Here is a 12,641-nt window from a genome sequence, read left to right as displayed (position 1 = left end):
CCCGGTCTCATTCCGAACCCGGAAGCTAAGCCCTCCAGCGCCGATGGTACTGCACTCGGGAGGGTGTGGGAGAGTAGGACGCCGCCGGACTCAACTTAACGAAAGCCCGCCCCGAATGGGGCGGGCTTTCGTGCATTTTCGGGGCTTTCTTGCGGTGGGACGGTTGTGGGCGGGGGATGGCCCACTCCGGGCGGTCAGGCTTGGTCCCTCCGTGGGCCATCCCCCGCCCACAACCTTGCAAGGCGATCATCAATCCCGCGGGAACTGGACGACTAAGCCCGCCGCCGGCTTGTGCCGGGGCGGGCTTTGACCATGTTGGGGGAGTCCGGCGGCGTCCTACGGGTCTCCGCCGGGGCGGGCTTTGACCATGTTGGGGGGAGTCCGGCGGCGTCCTACGGGTCTCCTGGTAGCCGAAAACCAAGTGCTGGCGGCTGCGGCTTCGGGCTTCGGCTGTTTGGGGTTCAGCGGGATTCGGTTGCTTCTCGGATTTGGCGTAGTAGGGGGGCCGCTTCGGTTTCGGGGCGGTTGTTGAACATGGCCAGGGCTAAGGAGCCGTGGTCGGACCAGCCGCAGACTGTGAGGTCGCCGGCGTCTGACTTGGTGGTGCCGCATTTCATGGTGCCGCCCAGGGCGCCGGGGTCTACGTCGTGGAGGTTGGTTACGTCGCCCTCGTTGTCGGAGATGAGGGTGAAGGCGGTGTCCAGGTCGTTTTCCGGGGTCCAGAAAAGGGTGGTGCCGCCGAAGAGGAGGACATCTTTGCCGGTGCCGGGGCTGTCTTTGTAGACGGCGCCGATGGTCTTGTCGAGGTCGATCTCGGCGGCTACCGCGGTTTGCAGGTAGTCGGCGGTGGACCTGGCCTCTTCCGAGGTGTCCAGGGTCAGGGTGCCTACCTGGGTGGGTGCGGTCAGGGTGGCGTCCTTCTGGGTGACTATCTGCCAGCCCGTGTAAGCCAGGACGCCGGCGCCCGCCAGGGCGACGACCAGGAGCGCGGTCAGCAGCAACAGGCGGACACGGGAGCGCCGGCCGCCCTCCGGCTGCTTCTCGCGCTCCTCCGCCGGCTGATCGCGGGTCAGCTCGATGGCGCCGATTTCAATGGGGGAGTCGTCGGGCGGGGCGTCGGACATTGCGCGAGCCTAGCAACTGAGGGTTGTCCGGGGCCTACCTTGAGCTGCACCTTGCCGCAGGTTGGGCGGCGTGGTCTCCACCGCGCCGAACAACCCTCACGGTTATCCACAGGAGGAGGTGCGAATTCGGGGTTCCGGGCGCGGCTCCGTAGACTTGTCGGGTGACCGAGACGACCCAAGCACGCACCCCCGACAGCCGGCCCACCGGTGGCCTCTCCGCCCAGTACCAGCCGGGCGAGGTAGAGCAGCGGCGGTACGAGACGTGGGTATCCGCGGGCTACTTCACGGCCGACCCGGCCAGTGACAAGCCGGCGTTCTCGATCGTGATTCCGCCGCCCAACGTGACGGGCTCGCTGCATGTGGGGCATGCGCTCGACCACACGATTCAGGACACCCTTTCCCGCCTCAAGCGGATGCAGGGCTACGAGGTGCTGTGGCTGCCGGGCATGGACCACGCCGGCATCGCCACGCAGAACGTGGTGGAGCGGCAGCTCGCCTCGCAGCGGCTGTCCCGGCACGACCTGGGCCGCGAGAAGTTCGTCGAGAAGGTCTGGGAGTGGAAGGCGCAGTCCGGCGGCGCGATCCTCGGGCAGATGCGCCGGCTCGGCGACTCCGTCGACTGGAGCCGCGAGCGGTTCACGATGGACGAGGGCCTGTCGCGGGCCGTGCAGACCATCTTCAAGCGGCTCTACGACGACAAGCTGATCTACCGCGCCAACCGGATCATCAACTGGTGCCCGCGCTGCCTCACCGCGCTCAGCGACATCGAGGTCGAGCACACCGACGACGAGGGCGAGCTCGTCTCGATCCGGTACGGCGACGGCGACAACTCCATCGTGGTCGCGACCACCCGGGCCGAGACGATGCTGGGCGACACCGCCGTGGCCGTTCACCCCGACGACGAGCGCTACAAGCACATGGTCGGCACCGAGGTGGAGCTGCCGCTCACCGGGCGGCGCATCCCGATCGTGGCCGACGAGCACGTCGACCCGTCGTTCGGCACCGGCGCGGTCAAGGTGACCCCGGCCCACGACCCCAACGACTTCGAGATCGGCCAGCGGCAAAGTCTGCCGAGCCTGACCATCATGGACGAGCGCGCGGTCATCACCGTCCCGGGGCCGTTCGAGGGCCTCGATCGGTACGAGGCTCGCCCCGCCATCGTCGACGCGCTGCGCGAGCAGGGCCGCATAGTCGCCGAGAAGCGGCCCTACCTGCACTCGGTGGGTCACTGCTCGCGCTGCAAGACGACCGTCGAGCCGCGGCTGTCGCTCCAGTGGTTCGTCAACACCGGGCCGCTGGCCAAGGCGGCCGGTGACGCGGTGCGCGACGGCCGGGTCACGATCGAGCCGGCCGAGCTCGCCAAGCGGTACTTCGCCTGGGTCGACAACATGCACGACTGGTGCATCTCGCGTCAGCTGTGGTGGGGACACCGCATCCCGGTCTGGTACGGGCCGGACGGCGAGGTCGTCTGCGTCGGCCCCGACGAGCAACCGCCCACGGGTGACGGGTGGAAGCAGGACGAAGACGTACTCGACACCTGGTTCTCCTCTGCTCTTTGGCCTTTCTCGACGATGGGGTGGCCCGAGCAGACCGCCGAGCTTGCGACGTTCTACCCGACCAGCGTGCTGGTCACCGGCTACGACATCCTGTTCTTCTGGGTCGCCCGGATGATGATGTTCGGGCTGTACGCGATGGATGACGTCCAGCCGTTCGACGTGGTCAACCTGCACGGCATGGTCCGCGACGGGCACGGCAAGAAGATGTCGAAGTCGTTCGGCAACGTGGTCGACCCGCTCGACTGGATCGACCGATACGGCGCCGACGCCACCCGCTTCACGCTGGCCCGCGGCGCCAACCCCGGCTCCGACGTGCCGATCAGCGAGGAGTGGTGCCAGGGCTCGCGCAACTTCTGCAACAAGCTCTGGAACGCGACCCGCTTCGCGCTGATGAACGGCGCGACGATCGACGGCCCGCTGCCGGCGACCGACGAGCTCTCCGCGATCGACAAGTGGATCCTCTCCCGGCTGCAGCATGTGATCGCCGAGGTGGACGAGCAGTTCGCGACGTACGAGTACGCGAAGGTCTGCGACACGCTCTACCACTTCGCCTGGGACGACGTCTGCGACTGGTACCTCGAGCTCAGCAAGCCGGTGCTGGCGGGCGACGACGCCGAGGCCGCGAAGGCGCGGCGGGTGCTGGGGCACGTCCTCGAGCAGTTGCTGCGCCTGCTGCACCCGGTCATCCCGTTCGTCACCGAAGAGTTGTGGATCGCCCTGACCGGCGGCGAGACGGTGACAAAGGCGGCCTGGCCGACGGCCGACAAGGAGCTGATCGACGACGCCGCCGAGGACGAGCTCGCCGCGCTGCAGAAGGTCGTGACCGAGGTTCGCCGGTTCCGTTCCGACCAGGGCCTCAAGCCCACCCAGCGGGTCACCGCGGCGCTCACCGGCCTCGGCAACGTCGGCATCGACACGCACGAGACGCTGATCCGCTCGCTGGCCCGGCTCGACAAGCCGGCCGCCGGCTTCACCGCCACGGCGACCCTCGCGGTCACCGGCGGGATCACGGTCGACCTCGACACCCGCGGCACGATCGACGTCGCGGCCGAGCGGGCCCGCCTCGAGAAGGACCGCGCCGCCGCCGAGAAGGAGACGGCCCAGGCCCGCGCCAAGCTCGACAACGAGGCGTTCCTGAGCAAGGCGCCCGAGCAGGTCGTGGCGAAGATCAAAGACCGCCTGATCGCGGCCGAGGCCGATCTCACGCGAATTGCGGCGGCGCTCGCGGCGTTGCCGACAGTGTGACTAAGGAAATCAGGATGAGCGAGTACGACGAGGTGGTGGCCGCGCTGGAGCAGCGCGGCTTCACCCGCATGGTCTTCGACCTCCGCAAGATCAAAGACCTGATGGACGTGCTGGGCAGCCCGCAGCGGGCATACCCGGCCATCCACCTGACCGGAACCAACGGCAAGACCAGCACGGCCCGGATGATCGACGCGCTGCTGCGGGCGCATGGCCTGCACACGGGCCGGTATACAAGCCCGCACCTCGAGACGGTCCAAGAGCGGATCAGCCTCGACGGCGAGCCGATCTCCGAGGAGCGGCTGGTCGACACGTACAACGAGGTCGCGCCGCTCGCCGCGCTGATCGACGCGCGCAACAGCGAGCCGCTCACCTACTTCGACATGACCACCGCGATGGCGTACTCGGCCTTCGCGGACGCCCCGGTCGACATCGCGGTGGTCGAGGTGGGCCTCGGCGGCGAGGACGACGCGACCAATGTGATCGAGGCCGGGGTCGCGGTGATGACCCCGATCGGGCTTGACCACACCGAGTGGCTCGGCGACACCATCGAGGACATCGCCTGGGCCAAGGCCGGCATCATCCACAAGGGCGCCACGGTGATCTCGGCGCTGCAGACCGAGGAGGCCATGCGGCCGATCCTCGAGCGCTCCGCCGAGATGGGGGCGACCGTCGCGCGCGAGGGCAGCGAGTTCGGCGTCGTCGAGCGCATCCAGGCCGTCGGCGGGCAACAGCTCACGCTGCAGGGGCTCGGCGGCATCTACGACGAGATCTTCCTGCCGCTCTTCGGGGCGCACCAGGCGCAGAACGCGGCGGTCGCGCTGGCCGCGGTCGAGGCGTTCCTCGGTGCCGGCAAGGACAAGCAGCTCGAGCTCGAGCTGGTGCGCGAGGGATTCGCCCGGGTCGACTCGCCGGGCCGGCTCGAGCGGGTGCGCAGCGCGCCGACGATCCTGCTCGACGGCGCGCACAACCCGCACGGCATGGCCGCCGCGGTGAGTGCGGTGGAGGAGGAGTTCCACTTCCGGCACCTGGTCGCGGTGGTGGCGGTGCTCGGCGACAAGGACGTGTCCGGCCTGCTCGACCTGCTCGAGCCGGTGGCCGCGCGGATCGTGGTCACGCAGAACAGCTCGCCGCGGTCGATGCCGCTGAACGAGCTGGCCCAGCTGGCCACCGACATCTTCGGCGAAGACCGGGTGACGGTGGCCGAGACCATGCCGGACGCGATCGAGGAGGCCGTGGTGCTCGCCGAGGAGGATTCGTCGGGCGAGCTGAGCGGTGTCGCGGTGCTGATCACCGGCTCGGTCGTCACGGTCGCGGACGCCCGGAAACTGCTGAAGCGATGACCGGCGGCGAGCCCGGCGAACGCGTGACACCGGCGGAAGCGATGACCGGCGGCGAACCGGGCGAGGGCGTGACACCGGCCGAGGGCGAAGGCGCGACGCGGCGTTCCGGGTTGCGTAATCCGCAGGCCGCGGTGCGCGGCCTGGGCGCCGGGACGCTGATCCTCGAGGCCGTCGTCCTGCTGTTGGCGATTCAGCCGATCCGGATCCTGGGCGGCGACCTCAGCGGGTGGGGCGTGGCCGCGGTCATCGGGCTCGCGGTGGTGGCGATCCTGCTGGCCGGCGTGATGAGCCGTCCGTGGGCGTGGGTGGCCGGCGCCGTTCTCCAGGCGGTGCTGATCGCGTGCGGACTGCTGCATTGGTCGCTGGCCGTGCTGGGCATCATCTTCGCGGGGGCGTGGGCCTATGCCGCCTATGTCCGCAAGACGATTCTCGGCTGAAACGCCACCTGATGGCCGGGCGAGGCCGGCCCGGGCGTAGCCGGCACGGTGCGGAAGACCAGCCAGGCAGCCCAGCCCGGAACGGGCGGCACGGGACCCCGGCCACGACGGACGTCGCCGTGCGCCGCGGGGGCTCGTGCCGACCCGTACCAAATAGTGGTTTCAATGGGCCTTGAGACGCGTCGACCAGAGTGAGACGCCGCCGCGATCGCGCAGGTAGACCGTGAGGTCGCCGGAGTGCGCGTCGAACAGGGCGCTTCCGGCGATGCCGAGCGCTCCCGCCTTGAGAAGGCCGCGTCGCGAGATCGAGGTCATGTCCTGATGCCTATCGATCGGATGTGACCCCGGGGTGGCCGCTCCCTAAACTTCAAGGCGTGATCCGGATCGAGATCGATGAACCGACACTGGCCCGTACGCGGATCGCGATCAGTCCGCTGGCCGAGGCGGTGTGCAGCCTCTACCTGCTGCAGCGCAACCCCGACGGCGCGCCCTGGCCGTATGGCGAGTGGGCGCAGCGGGCCCGGGAGATCCTGCGGACCGTACCGGAGACCGAGCCCGTGCGCCTCTACCTCGAGTTGCCGTCGCGGTCGCCCGATTTTCTGTGCCCGATCCCGCTGACGTCGACGCCGACCCTCGCGGAGCAGCTCGATCAGCTGAGGGAGACGCCAGCTCGCGTTGTCGAACAGCAGCTGCCCCGGTACCCGTCGGGTAATTTCCGGTATTTCCTGAAAAGTCGGGCGGAGGTCTTGGCCCGGCTCGCGGACGGGATCGAGGCCTACTGGGAGGCGGCGATCGCGCCGCATTGGCCGGCGATGCGGGCGGCGCTCGATGAGGAGGTGCTGCTGAGGGCGCGGGCGCTGGCGGCCGACGGGCCGGACGCATTGCTGTCTCAATTGCACGAGCGGATCAGGTGGGAAAGGCCAGTGCTCACGCTGGTCAAGCCGCTGGAGCAGTCGTTCGAGGCGGTGAACCAGCGGCTGCTGCTGGTGCCGCTGATCTTCTCGCGCGGGGCGCTGATGTGCTCGAGCGACCACCCGGACATCGTGATGGTGACCTATCAGGCGCGCGGGTCGGCGCTGCTGGCTTCGGCGCCACCGGCTTCCTCCGATGATCGACTTTCGATCCTGGTCGGTCGGGGGCGGGCCTCGGTGCTGCGGGCCTTGAAAACGCCGGCGACCACGACCGGGCTGGCGGCGACGCTGGGGCTGGCGCCGAGCACGGTCTCCGAGCACCTGACCGGCCTTCAAGCGGCCGGGGTCGTGCACCGGCGGCGGGCCGGGCGCCGGGTGCTCTACGGGCTGGAACCGGCCGGGACAGCGCTGGTCACGCTGCTCGGCGACGATTCGGCCGCGACCGAATTCGTTTCCTGAAGTTCGGCCGCGCCCTAGCGTTCCCGGCATGGGAAGCGAGTACGCCATCGAGGCGGACGAATTGCGCCGGACGTATCGGGGGCGCACCGGGTGGCTGCGGCCGAGACGGACCGAGGTCGACGCGGTGCTCGGCGTGTCCTTCACGGTGGGGCGCGGGGAGCTGTTCGGGCTGCTCGGGCCGAACGGCGCCGGCAAGACGACCACGATCAAGATGCTGAACACCCTGCTGCTGCCGACCGCGGGCTCGGCGCGGGTGTGCGGTCACGACGTGGTCAAGCAGACCCGGGAGGTACGCCGCCGGATCGGCTACGTGTTCGGCGGCGACCGGGGGCTCTACGATCGGCTCTCCGCGCTGGACAACCTGCGGTACTTCGCCGAGCTGTACGGGGTGGCGCCGCGCGAGCAGAAGATCCGGATCGCCGAGCTGCTGGAGCTGGTCGGGCTGGCCGGACGGGAGCGGGAACGGGTCGAGGGGTACTCGCGCGGCATGCGCCAGCGGCTGCACATCGCCCGCGGTCTGCTGCACTCGCCGGAGGTTCTGTTTCTCGACGAGCCGTCGATCGGGGTCGACCCGGTGGCGGCGCGCGAGCTGCGGCGCACCGTCGCCGGCCTGGCCGCGGCCGGCACGACCGTGCTGCTGACCACGCACTACATGGCCGAGGCCGACGAGCTCTGCGACCGGATCGCGGTGATCGCCGACGGCGAGATCCAGGCGCTGGGCACCCCGGCCGAGCTGCGGCGCCGGGCCGACGGCCGGCGGGTGGTCGAGGTCGAGGCGTACGGCGTGCCGGACGCGGCGGTCGTGGCGCTGCGCGGGCTGCCGGGCGTGCGGGAGACCGCGATCGAGGAACGCGGTGCGCTGCAGCTGCTCACCGTGCAGTCCGACGCGCACGTCGATGTGCAGGGCGATGTCCTGCGCGAGCTCGCCGGCATCCGGCTCGGGCGGGTCAACAGCCGCGAGCCGACCCTCGAGGACGCGTACGTGGCGATCGTGAGCGCCGCATGAGACCTGATGCCGCATGAGAATCGTGCGCATGCTGGCGCTGGGCACGCTCGCCCACGTCAAGCAGATGAGCCGCTCGCCGTTCGAGGTGACGATCGCCCTGGTCGTGCCGATCGTGCAGGCGACGCTGGCGGTGTATCTGTTCCGCGCCGGCCAGGAGCCGCACCGGCTGCTCGAGGCGGCGGTCGGGGCCGGGCTGATGGGCGTCTGGTCGTCGGTGCTGTTCGGCTCGGGCGGCGCGATCCAGAACCAGCGCTGGCAGGGCACGCTAGAAATGATCATGCTGGCGCCGCGGCGTCCCGTGCTGGTGATCCTGCCGATCACCATCGCGACCGGGCTGACCGGCACCTACGCGTTGCTCGCGACGCTGGCGTGGGGTCGCGTCCTGTACGGCATCCGGCTCGCCTTCGCGCATCCGTTCGCGTTCGTGGTGGCCGCGGTGGTCTGCATCGTCGCGCTCGGCATGTTCGGCCTGCTGCTCGCCTCCACGTTCGTGCTGATGCGCAACGCGAACGCGCTGACCAACACCCTCGAGTACCCGATCTGGCTGGTCAGCGGCATGCTCGTGCCGATCACCGTGCTGCCGGCCTGGACCGGGCCGATCGCGGCGGTGCTTCCCACCACCTGGGGCGCCCGCGCGTTGCGCGAGGCGACAACCGGCGGTCCGGTCTGGCCGTCCGTCGCCGTCTGCCTGGGGATCAGCCTGGTCTGCCTCGCCTTCGGCTCGATCTCGCTCACGTACGTCGAACGCCGCGCTCGCGCGGCCGCAACCTTGGCGCTGGCATGACGCCCAGTCCAACCACCCCGCCGCCACCCTTGACCGGACTGAAGACCCTCCGATTGGTGATCGTGGGCGGCGTGATCGCGTACCGCGCCCTCTTCAACTGGACCCGGCCCGCGATCTTCGTGGGCACCCTGCTGGTCGGCCCGCTGTTCCAGCTGCTGTTCTTCGCGTACCTGGGCCGGCAGTTGCAGGTGGCCGACGACCGGTTCTACATCGTCGGCAACGCGGTGCTGACCGCCTCGATCGCCTGCGTCTTCGGCGGAACGCTCGCGGTCGGCAACGAGCGCCGGTACGGGACGCTCGGGCACGTGCTGCTCTCGCCGCGGAGCCGCACCGTCGTGTTCCTCGGACGGGCGCTGCCGTACGCGGGGAACGGGCTGCTCATCGCGGTGGTCACGCTGGGTGTGAGCGCGGGGCTGCTCGGCCTGCGGGTGCCGGTCCCGGCCCTGCCGGGGCTGCTGCTGGCGATGGCGGCCGGCTCGCTGGCGTGCGCGTTCTTCGGGCTCACGCTGGGCGCGCTGGGTCTGCGTTTCCGCGACGTGTGGGTGATCTCGAACGTCTCGGTGGCGCTGCTGCTCCTGCTGACCGGGGTGAACGTGCCACGCGAATCGCTGCCGGACTGGATGGTGACGGTCGGGCAGTTCCTGCCCATCACGCACGCCGCGGAGGCGGCCCGGCAACTGGCGGCGGGGCGCGGCCTGGCGGCGGCCGCGCCCTCGCTGGGCCGGGAGGCGCTGGTCGGTCTCGGCTATGCCGTGCTGGCGGCGGTGCTGCTCAAGGTGTTCGAGACCGAGTCACGCCGGACGGCCAGTCTCGACATGCTCTAGCCGGATGGTGCGCACCTCGAAGGGAGTCAGATGAAGCGTCAGGTCGGCCGGGCCCTCCGGCCGTTCGAGCAGGGATGTCGTCTGGGCTCGGCCCGCGGCGAAGTTGGCGCGCAGGGTCCCCGCGGCCCGCCGGCCCAGCGACTCGTAGACGCGGACGATCAGGTCGCCGCTGCGGTCATCGGCCAGCTTCACCGCGGAGATGAGGATGCCCTCGCCCTCCACCGACACCAGCGGGTCGAAGCCGTGATCGCCGGTGACCTGGCGAAGCGGCAGGTTCATCGCGATGCCCTCCGCGGTGGCCTCCGCGACGCCGGCGCCGATGACCAGGCCGTAGGAGCAGGTCTGGCGGCCCTGGTCGGTGTCGGGGTCGGGGAAGCGCGGCGCCCGCAGCAGCGAAAGCCGGACCGTCGTGGTGATCTCCCCGTCCACCGAGTCGCGGGTCAGGTCGTAGCCGTACGTCGAGTCGGTGACCAGCGCCGCGCCGAAGCCGGGCTCCTCGACGAGCACGAACCGGTGCATGGATGCCTCGAACTTGGCCGCTTCCCAGCTGGTGTTGGTGTGCGTGACGCGCTTCTGGTAGCCGAACTGGGTTTCGGCGGCGACGTGCTCCGCTCGTACGTCGAACGGGAATTTGACCTTCAGGAATTTCTCGGTCTCGTTCCAGTCGGTCTCCTGATCGATTCTCAAGACCCGGCTGCCCGGTTCGAGGGTGAGCGTCTGCGTGACCCGCGACTTCGAGAATGCCCGCACGATCGTCACGTGCGCGCCCTTCGCATCCTCGGTGAACTCCATTTTCTCGACATCGCGCAGATCGGTCACCCGGTTGCGGTAATAGCGGTCGACATCCCAGGCGTCCCAGGCGTTCGGGAAGTCCTGGTGCAGCTGCAGCAGATTTCCCTCCTGACCGGCGGCGATGGCGTCGCGCCCGGTCGCGAGGTCGACCGCGCTCGTGATCAGGCCCTCGTCCGAAACGGTCACTTCGACGATGTCGTTCGAGAGCACGTTGCCCTTTTGCTTTTGGAGCTTTCGGGGCTTCTGCGGAAAGCCTGCGGACAGCCCCGCGATGCCGTCGCGCGCGAACGGCGCCGGGTTCAGCGCGATCTCGCGGTCGCCCTCGCCGATCAGCGCGCGTTGCGCTTCGGCGATGAGTTTCTCGGCCGCTTCGCGGATTTTCGCGTACGTCGCCACGGCCTCGCGATGCACCCAGGCGATCGACGTGCCCGGCAGGATGTCGTGGAACTGGTGCAGCAGCACCTCGCGCCACAGTTCGTCGATCTTCTCGTACGGGTACGCGTGGCCGGCCCGGATCGCGGCGGTCGCGGCCCACAACTCGGCCTCGATCAGCAGGTGCTCGCTGCGCCGGTTGCCCTGCTTGGTGCGGTGCTGGCTGGTCAGCGTGGCCCGGTGCAGTTCGAGGTAGAGCTCGCCGACCCAGACCGGCGGGTGCGGCAGCTCGGCGCGGGCCCGGTCGAAGAAGTCGTTCGGGTGCTCCCAGCGAACCGTCGCGCTGCCTTCGAGGTCGCGCAGCCGGGCCGCGCGGCCGGTCATCTCGCGGGTGGTGCCGCCTCCGCCGTCGCCCCAGCCCACCGGCGCGAGTGAGCCCGACGCGACCCGGCTCTCCCGGAACTGCGACGTGGCCTTGGCCAGCTCGGCCCCGGAGAGCTGCGAGTTGTAGGTGTCCATCGGCGGGAAGTGGGTGAAGACCCGGGAGCCGTCGATGCCCTCCCAGAGGAAGGAATGGTGCGGAAACTTGTTGACCTGGTTCCACGAAATTTTCTGGGTGAAGAACCACCGGAATCCGGCCCGGCGAATCAGCTGCGGCAGCGCGGGGGAGTAGCCGAAGCTGTCCGGCAGCCACACGCCCTGGCTCTCGACGCCGAACTCCTCGCGGAAGAACCGCTGGCCGTACGTGAACTGGCGGACCAGCGCCTCGCCGGTGGGCATGACGGTGTCGCTCTCCACCCACATGCCGCCCAGCGGGATGAACCGACCGTCGCGCACCGCCTCGACGACCTGCTCCCAGACCTCAGGGCGGTGTTGCTTGAGCCAGGCGTACTGCTGCGCGCTGGACATGCCGTACATGAAATCGGGGTCGAGCTGCATCAGCTCGGTCATATTGGTCGCCGTGCGAGCGACCTTGCGGATGGTTTCGCGTACGGGCCAGAGCCAGGCCGAATCGATGTGGGCGTGACCGATCGCCGAGACGTGGTGAGCGCTGTGCTCGGCCTTCGCGGCAAGCACGTCGGTCAACCGGGTGCGGGCGTCGGCCGCGGTGCCGGCGATGTCCTGCAGGTCGAGCGCGTCGAGGGCGTCGTCGAGGGCCTGCAGGATCCGCATCCGGCGTGGGGCCGTGGCGGGCAGGACGGCCTGGAGTTCCAGCAGCACGTCGATGTCGAGCATCAACTCGTAGGCCTGCTCGTCGAACAGGGCGAGGTCCATCCGCCGGGTCGTGTAGAGCGGGTTCTTGGACGAGGTGCGGACGTCGCCCTCATGGGTCGGCTGGAACGGGTGGTAGGCGAGCAGCACCGGGTTGGCGGCGGCCTCCAGATAGAGCTCGACCGTCTCGTCGTCCACCGGGATCCACTGGTTGCGCGGGTTGATCGACTTCACCGGAGTGCCGTCGGGGCGGTAGACCAGCGCCTCGCACTGGAAGCCCGGCATGTTGACGTCGAAGCCGAGGTCGACCACGGCCTCGACGCGGCGGCCGCGCCACTCCTGCGGGACCCGGCCGCGCAGCCGGAACCAGGTGGTGTTCCAGGCCGGTCCCCAGGGGGTGCCTACCGCATACGGCTCGTAGTCTCGTTTCAGGGCGTCGGCGGGCGGGATGGGCTCGCCGGCCAGCTCATGGAACGCCACCTCGAACGGCACGCTGTCGGTGTAGATGGCGGGCCGGATGCGCTCGTTGAGGACGCGGGTCGCCCGTCCGACGGTGAGCGGGATGTCGTCGTGCATTCA

The 12,641-nt window shown here is 69.7% G+C and carries 10 protein-coding genes and 1 rRNA gene; 8 read left to right on the top strand and 3 right to left on the bottom strand.

Annotated features, from left to right (window positions below):
- A 5S ribosomal RNA gene (gene rrf / locus ACIA5D_RS36350) occupies positions 1 to 90 on the top strand; the annotation flags it as partial.
- 371 nt (positions 91 to 461) lie between these two features.
- Here rrf and ACIA5D_RS36345 read toward each other — a convergent pair.
- Positions 462 to 1,124 carry a hypothetical protein gene (locus ACIA5D_RS36345; protein ID WP_396034953.1) on the bottom strand — a complete coding sequence of 221 codons (663 nt, stop codon included), beginning with the start codon at positions 1,122 to 1,124 and terminating at the stop codon, positions 462 to 464.
- 161 nt (positions 1,125 to 1,285) lie between these two features.
- On the opposite strand from ACIA5D_RS36345, the gene ACIA5D_RS36340 reads away from it, so the two are divergent.
- The 3 genes from ACIA5D_RS36340 to ACIA5D_RS36330 are packed head-to-tail and all read left to right on the top strand — an operon-like array spanning position 1,286 to position 5,702.
- Positions 1,286 to 3,925: a valine--tRNA ligase gene (locus tag ACIA5D_RS36340; RefSeq protein ID WP_396034952.1), complete on the top strand. Its 2,640-nt coding sequence runs from the start codon at positions 1,286 to 1,288 to the stop codon at positions 3,923 to 3,925.
- A 14-nt stretch (positions 3,926 to 3,939) separates the two neighbouring features.
- Positions 3,940 to 5,265 carry a bifunctional folylpolyglutamate synthase/dihydrofolate synthase gene (locus ACIA5D_RS36335; RefSeq protein ID WP_396034951.1) on the top strand — a complete coding sequence of 442 codons (1,326 nt, stop codon included), beginning with the start codon at positions 3,940 to 3,942 and terminating at the stop codon, positions 5,263 to 5,265.
- Positions 5,262 to 5,702, top strand: coding sequence for a DUF4233 domain-containing protein (locus tag ACIA5D_RS36330; RefSeq protein ID WP_396034950.1), 441 nt, complete (start codon positions 5,262 to 5,264; stop codon positions 5,700 to 5,702). Before ACIA5D_RS36335 ends, ACIA5D_RS36330 begins: the two co-directional genes overlap by 4 nt.
- A 162-nt stretch (positions 5,703 to 5,864) precedes the next feature.
- Here the strand turns inward: ACIA5D_RS36330 and ACIA5D_RS36325 are convergent, their stop codons facing one another.
- The gene (locus ACIA5D_RS36325; protein WP_396034949.1) at positions 5,865 to 6,017 is read right to left on the bottom strand and encodes a hypothetical protein; all 153 of its coding nucleotides are present in this window, start codon (positions 6,015 to 6,017) and stop codon (positions 5,865 to 5,867) included.
- Positions 6,018 to 6,076: 59 nt separating this feature from the next.
- Between ACIA5D_RS36325 and ACIA5D_RS36320 the strand changes: the two genes are divergently transcribed.
- From ACIA5D_RS36320 to ACIA5D_RS36305, 4 genes are read left to right on the top strand one after another with little or no spacing between them, the layout of a single operon-like run.
- A complete protein-coding gene (locus ACIA5D_RS36320; RefSeq protein WP_396034948.1) occupies positions 6,077 to 7,072 on the top strand; it encodes an ArsR/SmtB family transcription factor in 996 nt (331 codons plus the stop codon).
- A gap of 28 nt (positions 7,073 to 7,100) precedes the next feature.
- The gene (locus ACIA5D_RS36315; RefSeq protein WP_396034947.1) at positions 7,101 to 8,078 is read left to right on the top strand and encodes an ATP-binding cassette domain-containing protein; all 978 of its coding nucleotides are present in this window, start codon (positions 7,101 to 7,103) and stop codon (positions 8,076 to 8,078) included.
- 13 nt (positions 8,079 to 8,091) lie between these two features.
- On the top strand, positions 8,092 to 8,862 hold the full coding sequence (locus ACIA5D_RS36310) for an ABC transporter permease (protein WP_396034946.1): 771 nt from the start codon (positions 8,092 to 8,094) through the stop codon (positions 8,860 to 8,862).
- Positions 8,859 to 9,686 (top strand): ABC transporter permease, encoded by an 828-nt coding sequence (locus tag ACIA5D_RS36305; protein WP_396034945.1) that lies wholly within the window; start codon positions 8,859 to 8,861, stop codon positions 9,684 to 9,686. The genes ACIA5D_RS36310 and ACIA5D_RS36305 overlap by 4 nt, the downstream gene beginning before the upstream one ends.
- Here ACIA5D_RS36305 and ACIA5D_RS36300 read toward each other — a convergent pair.
- Entirely contained in the window at positions 9,654 to 12,638 is a 2,985-nt protein-coding gene (locus ACIA5D_RS36300) for an alpha-mannosidase (RefSeq protein WP_396034944.1), read from the bottom strand. The two genes, ACIA5D_RS36305 and ACIA5D_RS36300, sit on opposite strands and share 33 nt — an antisense overlap.
- Positions 12,639 to 12,641: the final 3 nt, after the last annotated feature.

This window comes from Actinoplanes sp. NPDC051513 (assembly GCF_044454685.1).
In the GTDB taxonomy this organism is placed as follows: Bacteria; Actinomycetota; Actinomycetes; order Mycobacteriales; family Micromonosporaceae; genus Actinoplanes.
The sequence above is the reverse complement of the archived record's forward strand: the minus strand, read 5'-3'. Positions and strand labels throughout refer to the sequence as shown.

Coding starts and splice junctions, on each gene's coding strand:
- ACIA5D_RS36310 (WP_396034946.1), top strand. CDS start 8,092: ATGAGAATCGTGCGCATGCTGGCGCTGGGCACGCTCGCCCACGTCAAG.
- ACIA5D_RS36315 (WP_396034947.1), top strand. CDS start 7,101: ATGGGAAGCGAGTACGCCATCGAGGCGGACGAATTGCGCCGGACGTAT.
- ACIA5D_RS36335 (WP_396034951.1), top strand. CDS start 3,940: ATGAGCGAGTACGACGAGGTGGTGGCCGCGCTGGAGCAGCGCGGCTTC.
- ACIA5D_RS36300 (WP_396034944.1), bottom strand. CDS start 12,638: ATGCACGACGACATCCCGCTCACCGTCGGACGGGCGACCCGCGTCCTC.
- ACIA5D_RS36345 (WP_396034953.1), bottom strand. CDS start 1,124: ATGTCCGACGCCCCGCCCGACGACTCCCCCATTGAAATCGGCGCCATC.
- ACIA5D_RS36325 (WP_396034949.1), bottom strand. CDS start 6,017: ATGACCTCGATCTCGCGACGCGGCCTTCTCAAGGCGGGAGCGCTCGGC.
- ACIA5D_RS36330 (WP_396034950.1), top strand. CDS start 5,262: ATGACCGGCGGCGAGCCCGGCGAACGCGTGACACCGGCGGAAGCGATG.
- ACIA5D_RS36305 (WP_396034945.1), top strand. CDS start 8,859: ATGACGCCCAGTCCAACCACCCCGCCGCCACCCTTGACCGGACTGAAG.